The sequence below is a fragment of the Arthrobacter sp. JDC6 genome (assembly GCF_056484025.1).
Genome location: NZ_CM151278.1, coordinates 3,357,204 through 3,383,560 on the forward strand (window position 1 = coordinate 3,357,204; position 26,357 = coordinate 3,383,560).

Genomic DNA, 26,357 nt, shown 5'->3' on the forward strand with positions numbered 1-26,357 from the left:
GCTTTCTTCAGTTCAGCAGCGGCAGGTAGGCCAGCCACAAACTGGATCCGTCCACAATTTATTGTGCAAGGGCGCGCCCGACAAGAGCCGGACGCGCCCTACATATGTCAAGAATCCGTGAGGTGGTTAGCAGCCCAATTTCAGTCGATCAGCACCGACGTCTTGGCCTGCTCCGAGGAGCTCACACCGGCCGGGACCTTCCGCGACCGGTGATTCAGCCAGCACCCCACCGCAAGAACCGCCACAAGCCCGAAAGTGCTGAGCAACTGCGGGCGGGAATCCTCGCCGATGAAGCCCACCGTGAAGATCGCAGCAAGGATGACCAAGCCAAGCCCAGTCAGCCACGGGAAGCCCGGCATCCGCAGCGGAAGCGCGGTCCCCTCACGGTCGGCACGGAGGCGCAACGCGAGCTGGGCCAGGAGCGCCGACGTCCAGACCAGCAGGCAGGTCGAACCCACAATGTTGAGCAGGACAGGAAGGACCTTCTCGGGGAAGGCCAGCTCCAAGACCACCGTGACAATGCCGAAGGCAACGCTGGCCAGCACGGCGGCCACCGGCACCCGCGCCGAAGACACCGAAGCAAGCCAACGCGGGGCCTCGCCCCGCTCGGCCAAGGAGTAGGCCATCCGGGAAGCGCCGTAGAGGTTGGCGTTCAGCGCAGACAGCAGCGCAGCGACAGCAACCAGGGTGATGGCGGTGGCCGCGCCGGGCATGCCTGCAGCGTCGAGAACCGCCGCGAACGGGCTCTTCAGCCCCGCCGAACCCACGGGGACTACCGCAGCGATGACGAAGATAGCGCCGATGTAGAACACCAGGATGCGCCATAGGACCGTCCGGACGGCCTTCTTCACAGAACGGGCCGGCTCAGCTGTTTCAGCTGCCGCCACGGACACAATCTCGGTGCCGCCGAACGCGAACGCCACCACGAACAGGGCCGTGGCAATCCCGGCGAAGCCGCTCGGCGCGAAGCCTGCTCCGGTGAAGTTGGCCAGGCCCGGCGACTGCACTCCCGGCACCAGGCCGAAGAGCAGCGCGAAGCCCACCAGCAGGAACCCGACGATCGCCGCCACCTTAAGCAGGGCGAACCAGAACTCGAACTCGCCGAAGTTCTTCACGCTGGTCAGGTTCACGGCGGTGAGCACCACGATGAACACGAAGGCCATCAGCCACACGGGCAGGGCCGGGAAGATGGTGGCAAGCAACCCTGCCGCCCCGAGCGCCTCGGCCGCGATGACCACCACCAGCTGCAGCCACCACAGCCAGCCGACGGTTGCACCCGCCACCGGGCCGTAGGCCTTGGCGGTGTAGACGGAGAAGGCTCCGCTGTCCGGGTTGGCGGCGGCCATCTCGCCGAGCGCCCACATCACCAGGATGATGAGCGTGCCGGCCACGAGGTAGGAGATCAGCACCGCCGGACCGGCAGCCTGGATGCCCGCGCCGGAGCCGATGAACAGGCCCGCGCCGATGGCACTTCCCAGGCCCATCATGGTGAGCTGCCGGGGTTTGAGGGCTGCGCCGAGTGGGCGGCCAGACGTCTTTGTCTGTTGTTCCATGGGGATTCCTCTTAGTTGTTGGTAACTGTTGGGCATAAAAGTTCAGGCCGCGTGGGTTTCGAGGAGCCGGAGCACGCGGTTGTTGGAGGCGGGGTCGGCAACGGTGATCCGCACGCCGTCGCCCTGGTACGCCCGCACCATGATGCCCGCGAGGTCAAACGCATCCACCAGACTCGCCAGCAGCTGCTCGTCGGCGCGGATCCACAGGAAGTTGCCCTGGCTCGGCTGCAGCTTCCAGCCCTGGGCCGCCAGCTCCACGGCCATCCGTGCGCGCTCCTGCTTCACCGCCGAAACCCGCGCTTCCATCTCCTCCCCCGCGTCCAGCGACGCGATGGCCGCCTTCTGGGCCAGCGCGCTCACGCCGAACGGAAGGGCGGTCCGGCGCAGCCCCCCGGCGATGGCCGGCGACGCAACGGCGTAGCCCACGCGAAGTCCGGCGAGCCCGTAGGCCTTGGAGAAGGTGCGTAGGATGCAGACGTTCGGGTACCGGCGGTAGAGCGCCAGGGAGTCGGGTCCCGCGTCGGCGTACTCCACGTAGGCCTCGTCGATCACCACCAAGACGCTGGAAGGCACTGACTGCAGGAAGGCCTCGAGGCGGTCATGGCCGATCGGCACGCCGGTGGGGTTGTTGGGTGTGCAGAGCAGGATGACTTTGGTGCGGTCGGTGACGGCGGCGGCCATGGCGTCCAGGTCGTGGCCCTCGGCATCGTCCAACGGGACGCGGACTGCCCGGGCACCGGCCAGCTCCACGAGGATGGGGTATGCCTCGAAGGAGCGCCACGCGAACACCACTTCATCCCCGGCGTCGCACAGTCCGGTGATGATCTGCTGCAGGACGCCCACGCTTCCGGGCCCCACCGCCACTTCCTCCGCCGTAACACCCAGGTGCCGGGCCAGCCGATCACGCAGTTCGACGGCGGCCATGTCCGGGTAGCGGTTCATCCTGCCGGCAGCTTCGGCCACCGCAGCGATGGCGGCGGGCAGTGGGTCGTAATGGCTTTCGTTGCTGGCGAGGGCGGCGATGTCCGCGCCGGTGCCGCGCCGGCCCGGGACGTAGGACGGAAGGCCCGCCACCGCGCCACGCAGGGTGGGCAACGCAGTTTCGGGAGCGGCAACAAGCTGATCACTGGTCATGAAGTCCGATCATGGAAGTGACCCGGACCACAATGCAAGGTAGGCTCCGGTGCTTGGGACTTCTGCTCAACTTCTAGTACCTCTGGTGAAAATATGACCATCGCAAACTCTCGCACCCTCGATTCCCTCGACGGCCGGATCATCCTTGCCCTGGACAAGGACCCCGAAGCCAGCGCCCTGGCACTCTCCCGGACACTCGGCGTCGCGCGCAACACCGTCCACGCCCGGCTGGCGCGGCTGGAGCGCAGCGGCGCGCTCCGCTCCTTCAGCCGCAGGCTGGACCCCGCCGCGCTCGGCTACGAACTCATGGCCTTCCTCTCCCTCTCCATCAGCCAGACCCGCACGGGCTCGGTGGAGAACGGGCTCGCCGCCATCCCGGAGGTCATTGAGGTGCACGCCACCACCGGCGACGCGGACCTCATGGCCAAGGTGGTGGCCCGCGGCACGGCCGACCTCTACCGCATCACCAACCAGATCCTGGAGATCGACGGGATCCAGCGGACCAGCACGGCCATCTCCATCCTGGAACTCATGCCGCCCCGGTACGACGGGCTGATCAGCCGGCTGTCCAAGGAGGAGTCCCGCACGGCGGACTAGGCGGCCCGAAGCGGTATACCGCTGGACGCTTATCACTTCTTGCTGGCGTGCCTCCAAAAAGTCACAACTGCAGCGTTTGCCCTGAATCCATGACAGGCCTGCTCCAGGAGAGCGTCTCGCGCACAAGCAGGAACAGTTGAGACGCGCACAGGTCTGTTGCCCGTTCGGGGAGGCAACAGACCTGCTGGGCTTGAGTTAGAGCCACTCCTGGTCGCCGGCGCCCTTCAACTTTTCCTAAAAGCTCGGGGGCACAAAAGCGTTCAAGCGGCGCGCCCTCCGCGTCGCATAAGCCACGTCCTCTGGTATTAGATTTGGAGTTTCGACGGACACGATGCGTTGCCACCCATCGATGGTGTACGAAATGCAAAAATCGTCTCGCGGTTCCACCTGCATAACCGGAACGGTCCACACATCTAGTGAGTCTCGGCTAATGAACACCGATCCCTGAATTGGCCGGGTAAAGGTATGGGTGATATCTTCCAAATTTCCTGCAGGGTTCCCCTCGAGATACCTGAACCCGGATGCAATGTCGCGCTCAACTTGGTCGAGGGTTTCCACAAATGGTGAAAAACAATGACGTCCGACAAAGGTGCTGCCCACCACGTACTTGACATCATTCACGGTGACCTGACCAAAAACCACTCTGGCGTCACCGTTTGGCACACGGTCATTCAACCATCTCTGAGCATCGACAATTGTCGGGGGCTCGTCCGGATGTAGCCGAGGCTCTAGCATGCCTGGCTGGTTCGTAAGGGGAAAGTAAGTCCATTCCGCTCTCTCGTCGCGGTGGACGATCTCGGGCGCGACTGCTGCGAAAAAGCGCAAAACCTCCAACATGGTCTCGGTGACCTCTTTGTCGAACAGCACACTGTCATAGAGCGGCTTGAGTAACTTAGTTCCTTTGTGGAGCTTGTCGTGTGCTTCCTGAGGAATTTCGTCCCAAAACGCATACGTCCGCATCCCGTGCAAGCCTCCAATCAGGCTCTTCGCTCTGGGGCTGACGATGTGCATCACATGCTGGTGCACGTTTCGCGCATATTTCGCTGCCTTGATGTAATCAGGTCCCACGAGAGCAGAGGACTTTAGCAGATTGATGTAAGTGTTCTTGTCATTGACGTTCTGTGAAAAATGCTCATTGAGCGTCTGCGTACTCACTAGAAAAGCCCGGACTGCCTGCCCATAATCCTCGCCGCGCGCCGTTCCCGCATAATAGGCGGCTACGTTCGCCTGGAGATCCTTCATCGCCTCTTTTAGAACCGGCAATTCATCAGGTGTAACGCCAACTCGGGTTTGCTGCAAGATATAGCCCTTTCGATCGAACTCTTAGCATTATCGTAAGTCGGATAGTCGCGGTTAACGCTGCTCGCCCCGAGGATCGACGGAATCCCGCGGACCAGCACCAACATCTCAGTCACGGAACTCATGCCGCCCCGGGACGACGGGCTGATCAGTCGGCAGTCCGAGCAGGAGTCCCGCGGGGCGGAGTAACTACGGTGATGCGCGCCACAGGTGGGCTTTTTGTCACCTCTTCTTGTTTCAACTGCCAAAAATCCCAGATGGGACTGCGGCTCTTGCCGATCTGAGGTCTGCATCACAGGATTCGTGCATGACTTCACTTACCGTCTCCGGCCGTGTGGCGCAGGTTCTCAGCAGCTATGTCAGCGACGTCTTCGGCGTCATGGGCAACGGCAACGTCTACTTCCTGGACGCCGCCGAGCAGCAAGGCCTCCGCTTCTCCCCCGTCCGGCACGAGGGCGCCGCCATCGCCGCGGCTGACGCCTACTACCGGACCTCGGGACGGCTCGCCGCCGGCACCACCACCTACGGCCCCGGCTACACCAACGCGCTCACCGCCCTCGCCGAGGCCGTCCAGGCGCAGATCCCGGTGGTGCTGGTCACCGGCGACGCGCCCACCAGCGGCGCCCGGCCCTGGGACGTGGACCAATCGGCCATCGCCGCCGGCCTCGGCGCGGCCACCTTCACCGTCACCCGCGACGCCGCGGGCGCCATTACCCGGCAGGCGGTGGAGTACGCACTCACCCGGCGCACCGCCGTCGTTATTGCCATTCCGCACGACCTCGCCGCGCTCGAGGCTGCGGACGAGGACCTTCCGGAACCGGCGGCACCACAGGTGACGGACGACGTCGACGGCGGACTTGGGCAGGTCGCCCGCCTGCTGGCCGGTGCCAGGCGGCCGCTGATCCTGGCCGGCCGGGGCGCGCACCTGGCCGGAGCAGGCCCGGAGCTCCGCGAACTCGCCGACCGGCTCGGCGCACTGACCGCCGGAACCGCCCTGGCGCTCAACCTCCTCAATGGCGAGGGGTACCTGGGCGTGGCCGGCGGTTTCGGCACCGACACCGCGGCCGGGCTCATGGGCGAGGCCGACGTGGTCCTGGTGGCCGGGGCCAGCCTGAGCCCGTTCACCATGCGGTTCGGGCACCTGCTGGGCCCGGACAGCACCGTCATCCAGATCGACACCGCCCTGCAGCCGACGCACCCGCGGGTGGACCTGTTCGTCAGCGCGGACGCGAAGGCTGCTGCTACGCGTCTCCTGTCATTGCTTGATGGTGAGGCTGCGGCGGACGCGTGGCGGGCCGAAGCCTCGAAGCGTCTGGCTGAACGGCCGGGGCATGAGGCCGGATCCGAGGTGACCGAGGACGGCCGGCTGGACCCGCGCGCCCTCGCCACTGCGTTGGATGCCGTCCTGCCGCAGCGCCGCACGGTGGTCCAGGACGGCGGGCACTTCATCGGCTGGGCGCCGATGTACTGGAACATCCCGCGGCCGCAGGACCTGGTGATGGTGGGTACCGCCTTCCAGCCCATCGGGTTGGGCCTGGCCAGCGCCGTCGGGGCGGCCCGTGCGTTGGAGGACGGCCGCGCCCTGGTGCTGGCCTCCGGCGACGGCGGGTTCCTGATGGGCCTGTCCGACCTCGAATCGCTCATCGGTACTGCCCGCAGCGCCATTGTGGTGATCTACAACGACGCCGCCTACGGAGCTGAGATTCACCAGTACGGCTCGCAGGGCCTCACGGAGAAGCCGATGTTGATCCCGGAAGTGGACTTCAGCGGTGTTGCCAGGGCTCTTGGGGCTGAGTCTGCGGTTATCCGTTCGCTTGGTGACCTGTCCGCGCTGCAAGAGTGGATCGATGCCGGCGCTCGTGGGACTTTTGTTGCGGACTGCCGGATCACGTCCACCGTCCGCGCGCCGTGGCTGACCGAATGGATGAACGCCACCCGGGCAGCCAAGGCGGCGTTGGCGGGGTGACATAGCGTCTATGGACGGCCAGCTTTACTGCCAGGTAGGCAAACATTCGGCGACACCGTTAGTCCGCGTCCAACGTCCGTAAATTTTGCACCAGACTGATTCTATGTGGACGACATTCATACCTGACCTGTTAGTCGCCGTCTTTGGTGCGGGACTGACTGTTCTTATCGCATACTTGACCATACGACACCAGCAAACGGTAACTGAGCGTACCGAGTTAAATCGGCTGATCAATGATCTGCACCACAGACGGGCTCTTCATCCCATCCAGGATCCGCGCCTCGTTCACGGGGCGCGCGACCTAGACGATTTCAAACACGCGAACTTAAGCGTGCTCGACATAAGAGACCAGACAAAGCGCGCAGGGCACTCCATCCGCCCCAATTCCGCTGCTCAGTCCCAAGTGTCCGGACTGATTAAAGCCTGTAACAGGTACCTCGAAGCGGGAATGTATCAGCCTGAAAAGTACGAATTTCTGCTCCAAGAACTGCGGAATTCAGTTCAAGAGAGCATCACCCAGATTGCCGCTGGTGACCGAAAGGTAAACGCTCTCGAGCCAGGTAGGTCGGCATACTGAAGGCTCAAAGCGTTACCGCAGGGTTCCGGGCCGGTTGTTACTGAGAGTATGAACGCGTCCTGGTTGGGAAGCTTATGGCGGCGGGTGAATCCACTAGACATTCAAAGCCCCGCGGGTCAGGAGTTTTTGCCAGTCAACCGGCATAGGATTCCTTGCATGAGGATTGCCGTTGCAGGGGGAACCGGGACAGTGGGCCGCCACGTTGTGGCTATCGCCAGCGAGCGCGGGCACCACGCGGTCAGCCTCAGCCGCTCGGAAGGGGTGGACCTGGTCACCGGGCGCGGCCTCGACCAGGCACTCCAGGGCGTCGACACCGTCATCGACGTCTCCGGCATCCAGGTCCTGTCCACCAAGAAGGCCGTAGACTTCTTCACCAACGCCACCCAGAACCTGCTGGCAGCCGGGAAGAAGGCCGGCGTAAAGCACCATGTGGTGCTGTCCATTGTGGGCATCGATAAGGCCAACTCGGGACTGTACGCCGGGAAGCTGGTGCAGGAGGACGAAGTCAGGCACGGCGGCATTCCGTGGACCCTCCTCCGGTCCACTCAGTTCCACGAATTCGTACCGATGTCCATCAAGGCCGCCTCAGTGGGCCCGCTGGTCTTCGTGCCCACGATGGTCACCCAGCCGGTGGCGGCAAAGGAGGTGGCCGCAGCCTTGGTGGATGCGGCCGAGTCCGGGCCGAAGGGACGCATTCCGGACCTCGGCGGCCCGCGGACCGAACACCTGAAGGGCCTGGTGGCGGCCTATCTGGCCAAGACGCGGCAGAAAAAACTGATCGTTCCGCTCCGGGTGCCCGGCCCCATGGGCAAGGCCATGCGCACAGGCGGGCTGATCCCGGCGCCGGGTTCCGCCGTCGGACGCCAGACGTTCCAGGAGTGGCTCGACACCATCGATGGCTCCTAAAACCATCGCCCCTACCTAACGCCTCCCCTTTCCACTCCCCAATTTGGCACCGCACCCGCTTAGGGCGTGGCGCGCAGACGTATGGTGATCCCGCCGGGAGGTGATGAAATCACCCCACGGCGTCACCGCCGTAACTCTGAGGGGACTGTTATGCGTCAGCTACGCCTTTTCATCGCTCTGCTACTCGCGGCGGCCGGCGCTGTCGCACTCCCCGTCCCGGCCCAGGCGGCCGACGTCGGAATTCCCGGGCCATCATTTGTAGGCGAGGGCGTGAGAACCCCCACCGCGGACAAGGCCCAAAGCAAGCTCTGGTTCCAGGACGGGAACTGGTGGGGGCTGTTGTGGAGCGCGTCCGCGCATGCGACGACGATCCACCGGCTGGACACGACAACTCAGTCGTGGCAGGAGACGGGAGCGGTTGTTGACGCGCGAACGAGTGCGCGCGGTGACGCGCTCTGGGACGCAACGGCCGGCAAGCTCTACGTCGTGTCCGGCACCACCGTGCGCTCGGAGTGGAACTCGCCACCAACCCAGCAGTCAGTAACCTCCGGGTCCGCAGCGCTGCACCGCTACAGCTACAACGCAACCACCAGGACCTACTCAGAAGACGCCGGATTCCCCGTCACCCTCCACAACGGGAGCACGGAATCGATCACGGTGGCCAAGGACTCCCTGGGCAAGCTCTGGGTCACGTACACCGCCGTCTCGGCCGACAACAGCAACCGTGTCTACGTCAACCACTCGACCACGAGCGACACGGCATGGGGCACCCCCTTCGTCCTGCCCACAACCAACGCCCAGGTGCACTACGACGATATCTCCGCCGTCACATCGTTCCAGGGCGACAAGATCGGCATCATGTGGAGCAACCAGAAGCCGGGGCAAAAGAAGTTCTACTTTGCCATCCACCAGGATGGCCAGCCGGACAAGTCGTGGCAGACAGAGGTGGCCTACGGCGGAGGAAAGAACTGCAACGGCGGATGCGCCAACGACCACCTGAACCTCAAGCAATTGACAAGCGACGGCAGCGGCCGCCTCTTCGCAGCGATCAAGACAGCCAATCGGAACGCCGGCCAAACGTTGGTGGCGCTGCTGGTGCGCGACGGTAAGGGCGACTGGACCAGCGCAGAGTTCGGCGAGGTGCAGGACCTCCATACCCGGCCCATGGTCATGATCGACTCGGAGCACCACCAGATCTGGATGTTCGCGGTGGCGCCCGAAGAGGGCGGCACCATCTACTACAAGAAGTCGCCGGTCGACAACGTGTCCTTCGCCCCCGGCGCCGGCACGCCGATCATCCGAAGCAATACCGACACGGACATCAATGACCCCACCTCGACAAAACAAAACGTCAACAGCCAGACCGGCCTGGTGGTACTCGCGTCCTCAAGAGCCAACGCCCGGTACTGGCACGCCTACGTGAATCTTGGCGGTTAGCCCAACAAAATGGGGCAACTGCCCCATGCCCCTGCTGCGGCCCGGTCATAGTCTCGCCTCATAGAGAAAAGGAGGCGGCCATGACCATCTACCAGCCGCAGTCATCAGCAGAGGCAACACCCAAACTTGCCGAACTTCCCGAGGACGCTGCCGAGCACTTCGCCGGCTACGCCGTCCTGGGGCTGCCTTTCGCCAGCGGCCACTACCTGGCGTTCCGGGATTTCCCGGTGAGCTCCGTTGGCCCCGGCTACCGCTCCGTCTGGCACCGCACGCCCGGCGGCGAGTGGACCATCTACGCCAACACCGCGCCAGAGTTCAGCTGCGCCCGCTACTTCGGGAAAGCCGTCCACAATACGGTGGAGACCGACGTCGACATCCAGTGGGACGGGCCGTTCACCGCCCTGATCACGGTTCCCGGCGTCATGGACTGGCGCCTGCAGCTGGGCTCATCTGCGGCCACAAAGATGCTGACCGCCATGGCCGTGCGGATGCCGGAAAGCCTGTGGCGGAACGAACTGGTGCTCCGGGCCATGGGGGCATTCGCCGGTCCACTGCTCGGTGCGGGCAGGATGAAAGTCTCGGGTGTGGTGCCTAACGGCCAGACGTTCCAGGCCCAGCCGCGGCAGCTGTGGCTCGTGACGGATTCCCAGGCCACCATCCGGGGTGAGGACGCGGGAGCTCCGGGCCCACTGCCGGCCCAGGACCACCTGGCGGACTTCTGGCTTCCACAGCGTGGACTGTTCGGAGCGCAGGTGGGCGTCCGGTTCCCGTCCACCGCACAATCCGCCGGACCAGGCCCCGTCCAGGCACGGACCGGGAAGAACCAGACGGCATAACAGCCGCACGCGTGGTCCCTACTGCCGTGGCCGGCGGCTTCCTAGAATGGCAGGTGTGATGCAGTCACCGGCTGCGCCCCGGCGCAGCGAAGTCCTGGCCGCGCTGTCGCTCGCCATCGACCTGGGGCTGGGGCAGCCGATGGAGCACATGCTGCGTGCGTCCCTGCTGGCGTTGCGGATCGCCGGGGCAGCAGGCGTTGACGCCGCCGGCCAGGGCAGGATCTACTACGCCAACCAGCTGGCCTGGATCGGCTGCCACGCGGATTCCTTTGAACTCGCCGCGCTGTTCACGGACGATATCGCCTTCCGCGCCGACTATTACCGCCGCGACCAGCACGGCCTGCCCATGTACGCCGGCATGTTCAGCCACGCCGGCGCCGGCCTCCCGCCGCTGGCCCGCATTGCCCGCTGGACGCGTTTCGCGGCGACCGGCAGCGGCGCGGTACGGACCATGATTGCCTCGCACTGCGTCTCCGCCGGGGTGCTGGCCAGCAGTGTAGGGCTCGACGACGGCGTGGCAGGACTACTCACCCACACCTTTGAGCGGTGGGACGGCAAGGGCCTGCCGGAGGGGGTGGCGGGGCCGGACATTCCATTGGAAATGCGGATCATGCACCTGGCGGATACGGCCGAGGTCTTCCTGCGGAGGGAAGGAGTGGCCAGCGCGGTGGCCATGGTGCGGGCACGCCGCGGCAGCCAGTTCGATCCGGCACTGGCCGGGCTGTTCATCGACCAGGCTGAGGCACTCACCGAAGGACTCCTCGACGTCGACTGCTGGCAGGCGGCCCTTGAGCTGGCACCCACCGATGCTCCCCTGTCGGGCAGCCAACTGGATGTGGTGCTGCGCGCCATCGGCGACTTCGCGGACCTCAAGTCCCCCTACACGGCCGGACACTCCCGCGCGGTGGCGGCTCTGGCGGCCGCCGCGGGCGAGGAGCATGGGCTGCCGGCGGACGACGTCACGGAGCTCCGCCGCGCAGGCTGGGTGCACGACCTGGGCCGCCTGGGGGTGTCCAACCAGGTGTGGGACAAGAAGGAGCCCCTCTCAGCGCTGGACCTGGAACGTATCCGCATGCACCCGTTCCTGGGCGAACGGATCCTCAGCCGCGTTCCCGGGCTGAAGGGCGAGGCGGCCCTCACCGGCTCACACCACGAGCGGCTGGACGGGTCCGGCTATCCACGCGGGATCGGCGGAAACGAGCTGGGGGTAAAGCAGCGGATCCTGGCGGCTGCGGACTCCTACCATGCCTCCGTGGAGCCACGCCCGCACCGGCCCGCGCTCACCCCGGCTGATGCGGCCGCCCGGCTGCGGCAGGAAGTTTCGGCCGGGAGGCTCGCCGCCGGAGCAGTGGAGGCCGTGCTGGTGGCGGCCGGCCAGCAGCCCCGCCGTTCGCATGCCGCCGCGGCTGGGCTCACCCCGCGGGAAGTGGAAATCCTCGGCATGCTCTGCCGCGGCATGACTCCGGCCGAGATCGCGGACAGCCTCTTCCTCGCCCGGAAGACCGTCCGCAACCACGTGGAGCACATCTACACCAAGATCGGTGCAACCAACCGGGTGGGGGCCACCCTGTTTGCGATCAGGAACGGCCTGACCGAGTACGGGGCCGCACCCAATTAACGCAGGGCGGCTTCTCACGAACGTCGTAACACCAATCTGAAAGAGGTATTGGATCATGCGCAGTTCGACGCGCCGATCGCGAAGAAGGGGCCCATAGGGCTTGGTTGAGAAGCGTGCGCTCTACCAATTCAGCATCCACCCGTTCCAGCAGGATCTGCCCGCCTGCTGCGTTCGGTTAAGTTCATCAGGCGCCAAGGTCCAGGACCAAGGTGAAGCCACGCAAGTACGTTACGGATGCGCTGAAGATCGGGGACCGCCCAGCCCACACCGCCACCAGGGAGGAAGCTGGCCGTTTGGTAGGTGCCCTCATCATGGGGAAGGAGGCAATTCAGCGATAGTGACGCTGGTTGAACGCACTTCGCGACTCCTCGTCGCTTATGTGCTCCGCCCGGGCCCCTGGCAGCGCGCGTCAAACGCGAACGCCAATGGCCTATTTAGTCAGTACTTCCGGAAAAGAGAAAGGCCTAAGTGCCTGGTCCGTCCGTCCCGCAAGGAGATCGCCTACCGCATTAGCTGGTCACTTGTCGGAGCTTGAACACGATCGAGTCGAAGACGGCGCGTGCCTCTCGTGTCAGCTCCGGATTGATCGATTCGTGGAATTGGACCACCCAGAACATTGCGCGTTGGCCGTGCAGGTTGACCACCCGGTAAGTTTCGCGCTCAGCGGCGCTCGAGTACCAGCGGGTGCATAGGTTCGAATATTCTGAGTGAACGCAAAACTGACCGTTGTCGCAGGCTTTGATGTCCCTGTCACCCTCGACGGAGAGATCGAACTCGACGCCGGAATAATCGCCAACCACAACCTCGACCGGAGGGGTGCTCGCCGTTGACGTCTGCGCCATCATCGCGTCGACGAATGCATTGGCCGACGGATTGACCTCGACGAGCGCGCCCTGCCACGCGCATGCGTCCGTCGGCACATGGTCGGAGTGCCACCAACCCACGAAGACCGCCATCGCATCCGGGTGATCCGGGTCGTCCTTTCGCAAGCCATCACCGTCGGCCGACCAGCCGTCCGGGACGGTGATCTCGAAATTCTCTGCGAAGCTGGTGACGAGATATGTACCTGGGTCGATGTGGCCGCTGTCCGGCAGCGGTGGGACCGTGGATAACGGTGGGACCGTGCGGGCCTCCGTAGTCGGTGCCGGGGATGGCGTCTCGGCGACGGTGCACGCCGAAAGGCCGAGGCAGACAGACAAGACTGATGTCATGGAGATGAAACGGCGCAGCAGCACACGCATGGAGGCCTCCAAAGGCAACCCTTATGCTGCGGACGTTACGCCCAGCCAACACTGACGGCAAGAGGCGCCAGAAGCCAACGCTCCCCCCTTTTTTCGATAACGGGAACGGATGGCGAGTCCCGCAGCCGCCTCCGCTACGGGAGCCCGAGGTCCGTGATCGGTGTGAAAACCCTCTCTTCGGTAGGATCGCGAGCAGGCAGCACCACGTCTCCCGGATTTCGGATCCCGGATCCCGGACAATGCGAGGCGATGGGGCTCTGTGCGGGTCCCGTCCGAGCCCGAGCGTCGCAGTCTGGAAGACGTTCCGGCGGGCCAACGCCGTTTCCTCCGGGAGTGGTACTAGTCTTCGATCCCGGCCTCAGCAGGTATGTTCAAGGCAGACCCCTGTTGCGACAATCTGAGAAACCGCGCAGTGCCCGCCTCGTGGGGCACATCCCTTGGTGCTAGCGGCTGACAAGCCGCCACAAGGACGTGACCTCGGCCGAGCGCGCCTCGAACAGGGGATCTTCGCGGTCGGAAGCTTTCGGATGCGTTGGCTTGGTGTCGAGCCGCTCCGTCACCTTCAGCCCGGCCGCTTCGACGGCGGCCAGCAGGTCCTTCCGCGACCGCAGGCCCAGGTGCTCGGCCAGGTCGGACAGGACCAGCCAGCCCTCACCGCCCGGCTCCAGATGGCCGGGGAGTTCGTTCAGGAAGCGGAACAGCATCCTGCTCCCAGGGTCGTAGACGGCGCTGTCCAGGCTGGAATGCGGCGTGGCCGGAATCCAGGGCGGGTTGCACACGATCAGCGGTGCCCGTCCGGGCGGGAACATGTCGGTCAGGACCGCCTCCGCGCGGTCCTGGACACCGAGGTTCCGGAAATTCTCAGTGGCGCAGGCGATGGCACGCGGCTCGTTGTCGGTGGCGATCACGCGGCGGACGCCGCGGCGGGCGAGGACGGCGGCGAGCACTCCGGTGCCGGTTCCGACGTCGAACGCCAGCGTATCGGAGGGCAGTGCGGCCGCCGCCACGAGATCCACGTACTCGCTGCGGGTGGGAAAGAAAGTGCCGTAATGCGGGTGGATGCGGTCCTGCAGAGCATCGACGTAGACACCATTCCGCCGCCACTCGTGGGCGCCGACGGCCCCGACGAGCTCGTGCAGGGACACCACGGAAGATTCTCCAATGCCTCCGTACGCTTCCGCCGCGGCTTCCCGGATATCCGGCGCGCGGCGCAGCGGCACCACCGGGCCCGGATCGAGGGGAATCAGCAGCAGGCCCAGAATGCGTGCCCGGTGCGAGGCGGACTGCCGGTGCCGGTAGAACTGCTCGGCAGGGGTTCCGCCGGCCTTCTTTCCGGTGCCTATCCGGCGGTCCAGGGCGTTGAGGATCTGCCGCGCGTTGTGGAAGTCGCCGTGCCAGAGCATCGCGATCCCCTGTGACGCCATGCGGTACGCATCGTCGGCCGTGAGGGAGTCGTCCACCACTTCCACGCGCCCGGGTGCCGGCCTGCCGTTCGCCGAGCGCCACCGCGTGGTCATGCCGGCGCCGGCCTCAACCCAGGCCACGTATCCATCCACCGCAGCAGCGCGCGAAGGTTTGGGGTCAGCGGGTGGGATTCCCGCGGGAGCTGGGGTGTGAGTAGGGATGAAGATCCATTCCAAGATATTGGGGGCAATCGGATCCTGACGATTGCAGTGGCGGTTCGATGACGTCCAAGGCGGCGGGCCAGGATTCCAGACCGACATCCGGCAGTAAACCGGGCTTGGTCGATGGGGCGCTGAAGCCCTTGAACCTACATGTCAGGATACAGGAGCGGCACGGGTTGCCTCTGGACAGAAATAGTCTGTGCATAGATAATCTTTGTATAGACCATCTGCCAAGGAGGCCACCATGTGGGAATACGAGAACAGCATCGAAACCAGTGCCACGCCTGAGTCCATCTGGCGGTTGTGGTCCGACGTCGAGAACTGGGGCGCCTGGAACGGGGAGATCGAGAAGATCGAGATCAACGGCCCGTTCGCCGCGGGCTCGCAGATCCTGATGACGCCCCCGGGTGACGATCCGATCCCGCTGGTCATCGCCAAAGCTATTGAAAACGAACGGTTCGTGGACGAGGCCCGCTTCGGCGACCTTCTCCTAAGGACCACCCACCGCATCGACCCCATCGAACCCGACCGGAACCGGGTGGTGCACAGGATGGAGATCACCGGAAGCGGCGCAGACGAAGCCGGCCCGCAGATCGGGCCCGGCATCACCGCCGACTGGCCCGAAACCATGGCCGCGCTGGTCAGGATGGCGGGCGGCTGATGCCCCTCAACCCCGGCGAAAGTCCCGGATTCCTGCTCTGGCACACCACGCTGCGCTGGCAGCGGGACATCGCGGCAGCACTCGCGCCGCTCGACCTCACCCACGTCCAATTCGTGCTGCTCGCCTGCGCCTGGTGGCTCAACAACCAGGGTGAGCACCCGAACCAGCTGGCCCTGGCACGGCAGGCCGGTACCGACGTCAAGATGGCCTCCCAGGTCCTGCGCGCACTGGAAGCCAAGGGACTCATCGAACGGGAAGTCGATCCGGCGGACACCCGTGCCAAACGGCTGCGCGTCACCGACGCCGGAGCCCAGCTGGCGCCACGCGCAATCGCCGCCGTCGAACTCGCCGACGCGCAGTTCTTCCAGCCTGTGCCCGTCGACGATGCCATATCCCTGCTCCGCCGCCTGGCCCGTCCCGAGTTTGGCACTCCGCCAACGGCTGGCCGTGAAGGGACGGATCCTGGCGGCGCACCCCTAAAGACTACGTAAAGACGACGGGCTCCGAATCTGCCGCGAGCAGCCTCAGGAGCGGGCCGGCGTCGTCCACGGATTCCAGGCCCAGCACCATCCGACGGATGGCGCTGACGCGGTCGTTCGGCAGCCTGGTGCCGGCCAGTCCTTCGAACTTGCCGATGGTCTCACGGTCACTGAGCCGATTGGTGGCGGCACCCTTTGCCTTAACGGCCTGCACCCCGAACGAGCCCGAATCCGTCTGCACGCTGAGGAACGGTTCGGCTGACCCACCGTGCTGCTCCGGATCGACCTCCACATGGATGCGGCCCATCAGCTCCCTCAGCCGGGGATCGTTCCGGCCCGGTTCCGCCACCTGGTCCAGTCCCACTTTGCCGTGCATCAGCGCGGCTGCGAGGGCGAACTGCATGCTCAGCTGGGTCGAGACGAGGGAACGGACATCGGCGGTGCCGCACATGTCCGCGATGAGGGCGCTGGTCCTCACAGTGATCTTCTGCGTTGCCTCCGCGGTGATCCCCCGGTCACGGAGCTCCAGGATCGAGTCAATGGCCGAGTGGGTGCTCCGGCAGGTGGCGTACGGTTTGATCGACGCGCGCTGGACCTGCCAGTCCTCCCCCAGCGTGTCAAAAAGCCGTGACTCCTGGACGTCGCCCGGCTGGCCGTAGAGCTTGAGGAAGCTGCCCCACGGAGCGGAGAACACATCCCGCGGCCCCGTGAAACCCGCCTTGGCCAGCAGCGCACTGTTCAGCCCGGCTTCGGCCGCGCGCCCCACATGCATGCGCTTGGACATGGCCCCGTCCCCGATGAACGCCCAGGTTCCGCCGGTGAAGGAGCCGGCCAGGCCGATGGCGGACACCAGTTGCGGCGCATCAAGCCCCAGGACCACGCCCGCCGCCACCGCGGCCGCGAACGTGCCGGTCACCCCCGTGGAGTGCCAGCCCTGGTTGTTCACCGGGTCGTAGCCGCCCAGAGCGTCCTGCACCCGGCGCCCCACCTCGTACCCGCTGACGACGGCGTGAAGGAGCCTTCCGCCGTCAACTCCCGTGCCGTCGTCGTCCGCTCCGCCCGCGGAACCGCCGGCCCGGACGGCCAGGGCGGCGAGTGCGGCCGGAACCACCACGGCGCCGGAGTGGTCGCACCCGCCGGAATCGTCCAGCTCAAAGGCGTGGCACGCGACGCCGTTGACGAAGGCGGCCGCCAGCGGCGGCAGACCGGCGGGCGTGCCCCATCCCGACGAGATCGTTCCGGGCCGCGGGGTTCCGTGTGCTGCGGCGAGCGCTGACCTGCTGAGGTGGACTTCCCGCGACGCCGCCCCGGCAATGCCTGCGCCCAGGGTGTCCAGCAGGTGGAGTTTCGCCCGGTGCAGGACCTCGGGAGGAATGTCCTCCGGCCGCAGTGCCGTGAGAAAGTCCGCTATGCGTTCTGATGCTGTCCGCTCTGGGCTCATGCCGGGGTGCCTTCAGGTGTGAGGGAATGGAAGATTTCTGCCGGGTGGGAAGGGCTGTTGGGCGCGGCGGTTTCCCGCCACCACCGGGCCACGTCCCCGCCGGTGGCCTGCCAGACGTCGCCGTACGCGTGGACGTGGTCCAGGAACTCCCGGAGCATCCCGATCCGCCCGGGAGTGGCGATGATCTCCGGATGCAGGGTCAGGACGAAGCAAAGCCCTTCGGCGCGGTAGGCCTCGAATTCCAGGATCCAGTTACGCAGCACCTCCCGGCTGGACGCGATCCGCGGGCTGCCCTTGGGGATGGGCGGGTCCAGGTTGAAGGCGAAATAGGGAAAGTCGTCCAGTTCGTGGTGCCGTGGCACTTCCACCAGTCCTGCGGCCTGACCGGCATGGAAATGGGGCAGGTCGTCACCGTGCCACGATGAGGACCAGGTGAACCCCAGGTCCAGCAACTCACCGGGCAGGCCGTGCGCCATTGATCCGCGGGCCGCCCGGAAGCCCTGCGGCCGCACGCCAAGGAGCGCCTCGAAAGCGTCCTGGCCCCGGCCGATGCTGTCCAGTTGTTCCGGCAGCGGCTGCAGGCCCATGTCCTCCAGCGCCCAGCCCATGTTGGCAACTTCGTGCCCGGCGGCCATCACAGCTTCAACCTGGTGCGGGTAGGTGCCGAGGTTGGCCCCGGGAATGAACCAGCTCGCCGTGGTGCCAGCGCGCCCAAGTTCCGCCAGGAGCCGGTCCACGCCGCGGGTGGCTCCGTACTGGCCAACGGACAGGCTTTTGGCACGGTCGACGGCGTCCGGCGCCGCGGCGAGCACCGACAGTTCCGCTTCAAATCCCACGGTGACCACGAAGGCGCACCGGTTCGCCCCGGGCCAGCGGGCAGGCGGCCGTTCCTGCGTGAACGTCATGCTGCCTGCTCCGTTCCGTGCTGCTGCCACCGGGTGGCGATCTCCGCGCACGTGCCGAACCACACGCCGTCGGCCTCCTTCATGTGCTGGATCCAGCGGTCCAGGAGCGCTGCCCGGCCGGGCTTCCCCACCACCTTCGGATGGAAGATGGTGGAAAGGCACAGCCCCTCGGCGTGGTACCCGTCAAACTCCCTGGTCCAGTTGTCCAGGGTGGGCTCGTAGCCGGCAATCCGGTCTCCGCCGGAGGGCCAGTCCGGGTTGGTGGTGTACGCCAGGGAGGCGTAATCGTCCATGTCGGACCTGGCCGGGATCTCGATGAGCTTCCCGCCGGCATGGAGGTAGGGCCGGTCATCGCCCCGCATGGAGCTGGAGTAAAGGAAGCCCATCTCCGCGAGCAGGGCGGGGGTCTCGGGACGCCAGTCACCGGACGGGGTGCGGAAACCGACGGCCGTAGTGCCCAGGACGTCCTGGAAGATCCGCTGGCTGGTCTCGATCACCTGCCGCTGTTCGTCAGTGCTGAGGTCCCAGTACTTTTCGTGTTTATAACCGTGGTGTGCTACTTCGTGGCCGTGCTCCACGATCCTCCGGCACTGTTCGGGCCAGGTTTCCACCACCCAGGCGGGGGTAAAGAAAGTTGCCGGGACCTGGTGGGCGTCCAGGAGCCGGAGGATCCGGTCCAGGGCCCGCCACGGTCCGTAGGCACCTTGACTGAAGTACTCCGGCCGGGTCCAGATGGTGCCTTTCAGCATGGCATCGCCGGTTGGCCCGTCAAGATCGAAGGCCAGGGCGACGGCACTACGGTTGCCTTCCGGCCACCACACCGCCGCCCCCGCCTCCATGGACTGCTGGCTCACTTAACCCCGTTGATCTCGGGCTTCATGGCACCGTAGCCGATGCCCCACTTGTCCAGGATCTTCTGGTAGTCACCGCTGTCCGTGACCTTGGTCAGGGCGTCTTTGACCGCGTTGGCCAGCTGGGTGTTGTCCTTCTGCATCAGGATGCCGAAGGGCTTGGCCGGCAGCGGATCCAGCACGGCCGCGTACTTTCCGGGATCGGTCTTATCGAAGTAGGCGAGGTTCTCGGCACCCTGGGCGGCCAGGTCCACGCGGCCCTGGTCGATCTGCAGGCGCGCGGCCGCACCGGAGTCCGTGGGCAGAATGCTCAGTTCCGGAAGGCCCTTGTCCGTGCAGATGGTCTTGCTCAGGGTCTTCACCTGTTCGAAGTAATCGGTCTTGCCGCTTACCGCGAGGGTCTTGCCGCAGAGATCGCCCTCCTGCTTGAACTCACCGGCCCGGGTGCCCGAAGTGTAGAGGCGGCCTTGGGACTTGAAGTAGTCCACGAAGTCGGCCGTCTTCTGCCGTTCCACGGTGTCCGAGATGCCGGACATGACCAGGTCCACGCGGCCGGTCTGGACGGAGTTGATCAGCTGGTCAAAGGGCGATTCCACCACTTCGACCTGCACGCCGAGCGCCTCGCCCAGCTTTTGCTGCAGCTCGATGTCCACACCTGCCAGCTTCTTGTCGGAGTCGCGGAATTCCATGGGCGGGAAGTCCGGGGAGAGGCCGATCCTGATCTTCCCGGCGTCCTTGATGGCTTGGGGCAGGCCGGTGGTGCCGGCGCTGGTGTCCGCGGTGGTTTCGGCGCCGCCGACGCAGCCGGTGAGGCCGAACGCTGCAACTGCGGTGATGGCCGCAATACGGGCGGCCGTGGTGAACTTCTTCATGGATGGCTCCAAAGGGGTTGGGGGTGATGTTTAGAAGACGCGGGAAAGGAAGGCTTTGGTCCGCTCGTGCTGCGGGTTGCCAAGGACATCGGCCGGGGGGCCGAGTTCAATAATTTCGCCGCCGTGCATGAACGCCACACGGTCGGCCACTTCCTTGGCGAAGCCAATCTCGTGGGTCACCACGATCATGGTGAGGCCGGATTTCGCGAGGTCCTTCATGACGTCCAGCACTTCGCCCACCAGTTCGGGGTCCAGTGCCGACGTCGGTTCGTCAAAGAGGATCAGCTCCGGTTTCATGGCCAGAGCCCTGGCGATCGCCACGCGCTGCTGCTGGCCGCCGGAGAGCTGCCGCGGGTAGGACCCTTCGCGTCCTTCCAGGCCCACCCGGGCCAGCAGTTCGGAGGCGTGCCGTTTGGCCTCGGCCGGTTTGACCTTGTTGACGAGGACCGGGCCTTCGATGATGTTTTCCAGCACGGTCATGTGGGGGAAGAGGTTGAACCGCTGGAACACCATGCCGATGGATCGGCGCTGGCGGGCGGCTTCCTTGTCGGAGAGCTCAAAGAGGCGGTTCCCGTCCTGGCGGTAACCCACCACCTTGTCCCCCACCCAGATCCGCCCGTTGGACAGCGTTTCCAGATGGTTGATGCAGCGCAGGAAGGTGCTCTTTCCGGACCCTGAGGCACCGAGCAGGCAGACCACCTCGCCGCTGTTAACCTCGAGGTTGATGCCCTTGAGGACCTCGTTGAGGCCAAAACTCTTGTGGACGTTTTCGGCGCGGACCAGAACGTTGGTGGTCATGACTGTGCCTTCCTGTTGGTACCGAAAATGCTCGACAGCCGCTGGAGGGGCGTCATGGGCAGCTGCCGGCTTGACGATCCCTTGGCGAAGAACCGCTCCAGGTAGAACTGCCCGATGCTCAGGATGGACACGGCGCCCAGGTACCAGACGGCGCAGACGATCAGGAGCTCCATAATCCGGTTGTTGACGTAGTAGATGTGCTGGGCCTCGGAAAGGATCTCGCTCACGCCGATCGCGGAGGCCAGCGATGTGGTCTTCAGCATCCCGATGACCTCGTTGCCCACCGGCGGAATGATGACCCGCATGGCCTGGGGCAGGACGATCCGCCGCATGGCCTGCAGCCGGGTCATGCCAACTGCCTGCGCGGCCTCCGTCTGCCCCTCGTCGACGGAAAGGATGCCGCCCCGGACCACCTCGGAGGTGTAGGCGCCCTGGTTCAGCCCCAGGCCGATGGAGGCGGCGACGAAGGGGGTCAGGATGTCGATCATGCGGCCCGAATAAAGCCCCGGGATGCCGATCACCGGGAAAATGAGGGCCAGGTTGAACCACATCAGCAGCTGCAGGTACACGGGGGTGCCGCGGAAGACCCAGATGTAGAGCCACGCAACGCCCGAGACCACCGGGTTCTTCGACAGGCGCATTACGGCGGTGACCACCCCAAGGACCAGGCCGATCGCCATGGCGACGGCCGTGAGGACCAGGGCCACTCCAATCCCCTGGATTAGCACGGGAACGGCCAGGTATTCCTGCACGGTGGGCCAGCTGATCTTGGCCCGCGAGAAGGAGACGGCCAGCCAGACCAGGAGCAGCACCACGGCCGCGGCACCGATCCACCTCCCGATGTGCCGGCGCGGGACGATTTTCAGATCTGCCGCTGCAGTGCCTGTGATGCTGGGCGCTGGTTGAGTCTTCATGGCGTTTTCCTGATCGTGGAGGGTTTCAAGGTCGCCGCGGGGACCGGCGTTGGTGGGCGCCACGGGTCAGCCCGCTGCGCCGGACGGGACGCGAAGCCCCTGGTAGTCGGCCGCCCAGCTTCGTGCCTGGTCCAACTTCGCCCGGAGCCGCGTCAGTTGTTCGGCGACTCGTTCCGGGGCGGTACCGCCAAACCCGGAGTGGGACGCAAGGGCAGCTTCAAGGGTGAGGACCTCCCTGATATCCGGCGTCAGCCGCGAATCCACGGCGGCGAGATGTTCATCAGTGAGGTCGTCGTAGTCCAGGCCGTGTGACTCGCAGAACCGCACCAGCGCACCGGAAATCTCGTGCGCCTCGCTGAACGGAATTCCCTGCCGCGCCAGCCAGTCGGCAACCTCGGTGGCCAAGGTGTAGCCGGCGGTTGCCTGCCGGCGGACTTCCTCGACGTTGACCGAGAACGTCCGCACCAGGCCGGACAGGGCGGGCAGGGCGACCTCGATGGTCTCGACCGCGTCGATGACCGCGTTCTTGTCCTCGGCGAGGTCCCGGTTGTAGGCGAGCGGAAGCGACTTGACGGAAGCCATCAGCCCCATGAGGTCCCCCAGCACCCGGCCGGCCTTGCCCCTGGCGAGTTCGGCGATGTCCGGGTTCTTCTTCTGCGGCATGATCGAGCTGCCGGTGCAGTAGGCATCGTCCATGGTGATCCACCGGAACTGCTGGGATGCCCAGGAGATGATCTCCTCACAGAGCCGGGAGATATCGATAAGCGTCAGGGAGCAGACGAACAGGAACTCGATGGCGGCATCGCGGCTTCCCACGGCATCGATCGAGTTTTCCGCGCTCGAATCGTAGCCCTGGTCCCGGGCTGCGAGTTCCGGAGACAGTGCGAAGGTGGATCCGGCCAGCGCTGCCGCGCCCAGGGGCGAGACGGCTGCCCTGCGGTCCCAGTCCCGGAACCGGTCCAGGTCCCGGACCAGGGGTTGGGCGTGGGCTAGCAGCTGGTGCGCGAACACAACGGGCTGCGCCGACTGCAGGTGGGTGAATCCCGGGACCGGAGTGTGGAGGTGCCGGTCTGCCTGGGAGCCCAGCGCCTCGCCCAGTTCCACCAGGAGGTCGGCGATCAGCCGGACCTTGTCCCGCATGTAGAGCCGGAGGTCGTTGGCGGCCTGGTCATTGCGGGAGCGGCCGGCGCGGATCTTTCCGCCCACCGGTCCCATGCGTTCGATCAGCAGCCGCTCCAGGAAGGTGTGGACATCCTCGTCCGCTTCCTGCGGTTGGACCCGGTTGGATTCGATGTCCTTGGCCAGGAGATCGATCGTGTCGAGGAACAGCGCAAGTTCGGCGTCATCGATAAGGCCTGACCGATTGAGTTCACGTACATGGGCCCGGGAACCGTGAAGGTCGTAGGGGGCCATCCGGAAGTACCGGGGATCCGACCGCGAAAAGCGGGAGAGTTCGGGACTGGACGTGCCAGCGAACCGGCCGCCCCACAGCTTTGTTTGTTCTTGCATATGCGTGTGGCTCCTTGGGAAGTCTGCCGGGAAGTGATCCGTATCACTTGGTGCAACGAAAGTATTTCTGAGGTAAACCCTAGCTGTCAATGATTTCCGCTTTGTTTCATAACTATTAATTAGATGACACTGAACTTTTGACACCGGTTTCATTCAATAAATCATTGTTGCTGAGACACCGGTATCTTGACTAGCCGTCGGGTACTGGCGCCCCGCAAACCCAGTGCCGGTCACGGGTCGGCGGGGCACGGCGGCGCACTCGACGCACACTGGAGGAACAGGACTCCAAGCGCTGCGGACAGGCCGCCGCGGCCCTGTCGTTACACGCCCGCGGGTATCGTCGCCACGGAGCCACGCTCCGCGAACGTGGCTGGCAGCAGGTGATCCCTCAGGGCTGGTCCCGAGTGCTCGATCCGGCGAACCAGGACCTCGGCCGCTTTCAGTCCCAACTCATAAGCGGGCAAGGAGACGGCAGTTACCTCGGGGCTGCTGACGGTCATCCACTCCGCGTCGTCCAGGCAGACCAGGGAAATGTCCCGGGGAACTTCCACGCCTGCCTCACGGATCGCCTGGAACGCCGGCAGCGCAAGGCGGCTATAGGAGGCAATGATGGCGCTGGGCCGGTCAGGGCGGCGGAGCAGGGAGGCAACGATCTCATGTGCCCGCTCCGGGGACATTGCGTCGGAGATGAACTCATATCGGATCCCCGCAGCCCTGGCCACCGTGCGAACGGCACGCACCCTGTCCGCAATGGTCGAGATGGGCAGCGGATGCCCGGATTCCAGCTCCTCGGGCGTCTTTGTCGTGGCCGAAAGGAAGACGATGTTCCGATGACCCCTGTCGATAAGGTACTCCATGATCATCACGGCATCTGCGTAGCAATCAGTCCCTACCCAATCGGCCTCCACGCTGTCCGGACGCCGGTCAAAAAGGACCAGCGGCCGGCCCATCCGCACCACGTCCAGCAAATGCGCAGAGTCGCTTCGACTCGTGGAGGCAACGATCAGACCATCCACGCGCTTGTCCAGGAAGACCTGGACGGCCGCCCGTTCAGCTTCCAGGTTCTCGTCAGTATTGGCGAGGATGACGTCGAACCCGGCAGCCTTGGCTGCATCGGTCATTCCACGGACGGCTTTGGCGAAGTGGGGATTCTCGATGTCGCTGATGACTACCCCAATGGTGTGCGAGCGTCCGGAGCTAACGCTCCGGGCCAGGGCGTTCCCCCGGTAGCCCAACGTTTCGGCGGCCGCCGCCACCATCGACCGAAGCTCATGGCTCACCGAGCCATAGCCGCCAAGCGCCCTGGCCGCGGTGGACCGGGAGACACCCGCCAAGCGCGCCACATCCATCAAAGTAGCGCTGCCATAACGTCGAGATTCCATTGAAGAAATTTACCCCAAAATGTGCGGCCTGCTGTAGCAGCGCCTATTGACACCGGTTTCATGGATTTGTTTCTAAGCAACTGGGTGGGTGTTCTGCCAGCCTTCCAGAGCCTGAAACCGGAAGCACGAAGTAAGCCGCGTTATCCACGGTCTCGCCCTCATCGCATCAAGGCAGCGCCCGCAGTTATTCACCCCGATATACAAGCAGGCTCTATGAGAGGCTTGGAGAAACTCACATTGGGGGACACTGTGGATATTGCCTGGATGCTGTTGAATTCGGCGGTAATGGTTGTGCCTGTGGCACTTGGCGCAACTCTTTTGTATTGGATCATCCGGCTGGGCGTGAAGCATGGCCTGAGGTCGTACTACGCGCAGAGCAACCAGAAGCCGGACGCTGTCAGCCCGGCGCATCAGCCGGAGGGCTTGGGCTAGTCCAGCGCCCACACCTCGGCGCCGTCAGCCCCGCTGACCTTCCGGCGGCGGCGCAGCACCACAACAAGCAAGACGGCGCCGCCCAGGAACAAAGCGCCCGCTCCGGCGGCGACGGCCGGAACTGCCACATCGAAGGATCCCTGGGCGATGTCGGCACCTTCTGACCCGGCACCTTCCGACCCGGCACCATCTGACCCGGCACCATCTGACACGCCGCCGTCGGCTGCTGCTGCCGGCTCTCCCCCACCCGTGGTGGGCGCCGCTCCGGTTCCGGCCGGTCCGCCGTCGAGCACTGTCAGTGACCTGCCTTTCCTGTTGACCACCACCACGGACCCGTCGCTCCGCTGCACCATCCGGGCAGGATCGTCCCCGGTGGCGATGGTATGCGCGGCAGCCGCCGCCCCGGCGGGAATGACGGACACGGTATCGTCCAGGCTGTTGGTCACGTACACGGTCCCGTCGGCAGCGGCCAGCACCTCCTGCGGCGCAGTGCCCACGGGAATCCGCCGCTCCACCGTTGTGCCGCCGGGCTCGATCACCGCAACATCGTTGGTGAGGATGTTGGCCACATAGACGGTCCCGTCCGGCGCTGCGGCGATCCCGTGCGGCTCGGCCCTGGCACCCACATCAATCGTGTGCGACGGCCACGGCGCACCGGCCGGAACCACGGTGACGGTGCCGGCCAGCTGGTTGGTGGCATAGGCCGTCCCGTCCTTGGCCAGTGCGACCTTCACTGGATACGGCCCGGCCTGGATGATCCGCTGCACCCACGCATCGCCCGGCTTCACCACCGACACCGAGTTCTGGTCCGAATTGACCACGTAGAGCGATCCCTCCGGCCCCACGGCCAGCCACCGCGTGCCGGCAGGAACCTTCATCACCAGCGAGACTTCGTCCGTGCCCGGTGCCACCACGCCGATTTCTGGCTGCGCACCATTGCTCTGCGCCACGTACAGCGTCCCGTCCGGCGTTACGGCCAGCGAGGTGGGGAAGTGCCCGGTGGTGATGGTGCGGGACGGCACCGTCTCCCCCGGCTTGTAGACGTTGACGCTGCCCGCCCAGTTGTAGTCGCTGACGTACAGCGTGCCGTCCGGGCCGGACGCAATACCCAGCGGCTGGCCGACGGCGCCAATCACCTTCGGATCGGCCGCGGACGCGGGGGCGGCTACGACGGCGGATCCCAGCATGAGCGCGGCGCTGGCCAGCAGTGCCGTCCCGGCAGAAAGGGCCGCGCCTGCGGCACGGCGGAGCGGCAGATGCATCACGGTGTTCCCCCAAACGTATTGCCGACCCCCGCGGCAATCCTCCGATCCTACCTTCGGTC

The 26,357-nt window shown here is 65.4% G+C and carries 22 protein-coding genes; 8 read left to right on the forward strand and 14 right to left on the reverse strand.

The window, feature by feature from the left end; genetic code table 11:
* Positions 1-140: 140 nt before the first annotated feature.
* Positions 141-1,553, reverse strand: coding sequence for an amino acid permease (locus tag ACV095_RS15545; protein WP_478222230.1), 1,413 nt, complete (start codon positions 1,551-1,553; stop codon positions 141-143).
* Between the two features lie 42 nt (positions 1,554-1,595).
* On the reverse strand, positions 1,596-2,687 hold the full coding sequence (hisC, locus tag ACV095_RS15550) for a histidinol-phosphate transaminase (RefSeq protein WP_478222231.1): 1,092 nt from the start codon (positions 2,685-2,687) through the stop codon (positions 1,596-1,598).
* A 93-nt stretch (positions 2,688-2,780) separates the two neighbouring features.
* On the opposite strand from hisC, the gene ACV095_RS15555 reads away from it, so the two are divergent.
* Entirely contained in the window at positions 2,781-3,284 is a 504-nt protein-coding gene (locus ACV095_RS15555; protein WP_478222232.1) for an Lrp/AsnC family transcriptional regulator, read from the forward strand.
* A gap of 234 nt (positions 3,285-3,518) precedes the next feature.
* Here ACV095_RS15555 and ACV095_RS15560 read toward each other — a convergent pair whose 3' ends face one another.
* The gene (locus ACV095_RS15560) at positions 3,519-4,583 is read right to left on the reverse strand and encodes a hypothetical protein (RefSeq protein ID WP_478222233.1); all 1,065 of its coding nucleotides are present in this window, start codon (positions 4,581-4,583) and stop codon (positions 3,519-3,521) included.
* Between the two features lie 307 nt (positions 4,584-4,890).
* On the opposite strand from ACV095_RS15560, the gene ACV095_RS15565 reads away from it, so the two are divergent.
* The 5 genes from ACV095_RS15565 (at position 4,891) to ACV095_RS15585 (ending at position 11,923) form a co-directional block, all read left to right on the forward strand.
* A complete protein-coding gene (locus ACV095_RS15565) occupies positions 4,891-6,549 on the forward strand; it encodes a thiamine pyrophosphate-binding protein (RefSeq protein ID WP_478222234.1) in 1,659 nt (552 codons plus the stop codon).
* Between the two features lie 733 nt (positions 6,550-7,282).
* The gene (locus ACV095_RS15570) at positions 7,283-8,032 is read left to right on the forward strand and encodes an SDR family oxidoreductase (RefSeq protein ID WP_478222235.1); all 750 of its coding nucleotides are present in this window, start codon (positions 7,283-7,285) and stop codon (positions 8,030-8,032) included.
* A gap of 270 nt (positions 8,033-8,302) precedes the next feature.
* Entirely contained in the window at positions 8,303-9,469 is a 1,167-nt protein-coding gene (locus tag ACV095_RS15575) for a hypothetical protein (protein ID WP_478222236.1), read from the forward strand.
* Between the two features lie 80 nt (positions 9,470-9,549).
* Positions 9,550-10,305 (forward strand): hypothetical protein, encoded by a 756-nt coding sequence (locus tag ACV095_RS15580; RefSeq protein WP_478222237.1) that lies wholly within the window; start codon positions 9,550-9,552, stop codon positions 10,303-10,305.
* 58 nt (positions 10,306-10,363) lie between these two features.
* A complete protein-coding gene (locus tag ACV095_RS15585; protein WP_478223463.1) occupies positions 10,364-11,923 on the forward strand; it encodes an HD domain-containing phosphohydrolase in 1,560 nt (519 codons plus the stop codon).
* 509 nt (positions 11,924-12,432) lie between these two features.
* On the opposite strand, the gene ACV095_RS15590 is transcribed toward ACV095_RS15585, so the two are convergent.
* Complete coding sequence (locus tag ACV095_RS15590; RefSeq protein ID WP_478222238.1) at positions 12,433-13,164, reverse strand: hypothetical protein; 732 nt, start codon at positions 13,162-13,164, stop codon at positions 12,433-12,435.
* A gap of 443 nt (positions 13,165-13,607) precedes the next feature.
* Positions 13,608-14,681: a methyltransferase gene (locus tag ACV095_RS15595; protein ID WP_478223464.1), complete on the reverse strand. Its 1,074-nt coding sequence runs from the start codon at positions 14,679-14,681 to the stop codon at positions 13,608-13,610.
* A gap of 352 nt (positions 14,682-15,033) precedes the next feature.
* Between ACV095_RS15595 and ACV095_RS15600 the strand changes: the two genes are divergently transcribed.
* On the forward strand, positions 15,034-15,450 hold the full coding sequence (locus tag ACV095_RS15600) for an SRPBCC family protein (RefSeq protein ID WP_478222239.1): 417 nt from the start codon (positions 15,034-15,036) through the stop codon (positions 15,448-15,450).
* Complete coding sequence (locus tag ACV095_RS15605; RefSeq protein ID WP_478222240.1) at positions 15,450-15,941, forward strand: MarR family winged helix-turn-helix transcriptional regulator; 492 nt, start codon at positions 15,450-15,452, stop codon at positions 15,939-15,941. The genes ACV095_RS15600 and ACV095_RS15605 overlap by 1 nt, the downstream gene beginning before the upstream one ends.
* Here ACV095_RS15605 and ACV095_RS15610 read toward each other — a convergent pair.
* The 9 genes from ACV095_RS15610 to ACV095_RS15650 form a co-directional block, all read right to left on the reverse strand.
* Entirely contained in the window at positions 15,934-17,370 is a 1,437-nt protein-coding gene (locus ACV095_RS15610; RefSeq protein WP_478222241.1) for an MmgE/PrpD family protein, read from the reverse strand. The two genes, ACV095_RS15605 and ACV095_RS15610, sit on opposite strands and share 8 nt — an antisense overlap.
* A complete protein-coding gene (locus ACV095_RS15615; RefSeq protein ID WP_478222242.1) occupies positions 17,367-18,275 on the reverse strand; it encodes a polysaccharide deacetylase family protein in 909 nt (302 codons plus the stop codon). The genes ACV095_RS15610 and ACV095_RS15615 overlap by 4 nt, the downstream gene beginning before the upstream one ends.
* Positions 18,272-19,129 (reverse strand): polysaccharide deacetylase family protein, encoded by an 858-nt coding sequence (locus ACV095_RS15620; RefSeq protein WP_478222243.1) that lies wholly within the window; start codon positions 19,127-19,129, stop codon positions 18,272-18,274. Before ACV095_RS15620 ends, ACV095_RS15615 begins: the two co-directional genes overlap by 4 nt.
* The gene (locus ACV095_RS15625) at positions 19,126-19,998 is read right to left on the reverse strand and encodes an ABC transporter substrate-binding protein (RefSeq protein WP_478222244.1); all 873 of its coding nucleotides are present in this window, start codon (positions 19,996-19,998) and stop codon (positions 19,126-19,128) included. The genes ACV095_RS15620 and ACV095_RS15625 overlap by 4 nt, the downstream gene beginning before the upstream one ends.
* A 30-nt stretch (positions 19,999-20,028) precedes the next feature.
* Entirely contained in the window at positions 20,029-20,796 is a 768-nt protein-coding gene (locus ACV095_RS15630; RefSeq protein ID WP_478222245.1) for an amino acid ABC transporter ATP-binding protein, read from the reverse strand.
* Positions 20,793-21,710 carry an amino acid ABC transporter permease gene (locus ACV095_RS15635; protein WP_478222246.1) on the reverse strand — a complete coding sequence of 306 codons (918 nt, stop codon included), beginning with the start codon at positions 21,708-21,710 and terminating at the stop codon, positions 20,793-20,795. Before ACV095_RS15635 ends, ACV095_RS15630 begins: the two co-directional genes overlap by 4 nt.
* 66 nt (positions 21,711-21,776) lie before the next feature.
* Positions 21,777-23,219: an argininosuccinate lyase gene (gene argH, locus ACV095_RS15640; RefSeq protein WP_478222247.1), complete on the reverse strand. Its 1,443-nt coding sequence runs from the start codon at positions 23,217-23,219 to the stop codon at positions 21,777-21,779.
* Between the two features lie 320 nt (positions 23,220-23,539).
* Positions 23,540-24,601 (reverse strand): LacI family DNA-binding transcriptional regulator, encoded by a 1,062-nt coding sequence (locus ACV095_RS15645; RefSeq protein ID WP_478222248.1) that lies wholly within the window; start codon positions 24,599-24,601, stop codon positions 23,540-23,542.
* 428 nt (positions 24,602-25,029) lie between these two features.
* Positions 25,030-26,295 carry a Vgb family protein gene (locus ACV095_RS15650; protein WP_478222249.1) on the reverse strand — a complete coding sequence of 422 codons (1,266 nt, stop codon included), beginning with the start codon at positions 26,293-26,295 and terminating at the stop codon, positions 25,030-25,032.
* Positions 26,296-26,357 lie beyond the last annotated feature (62 nt).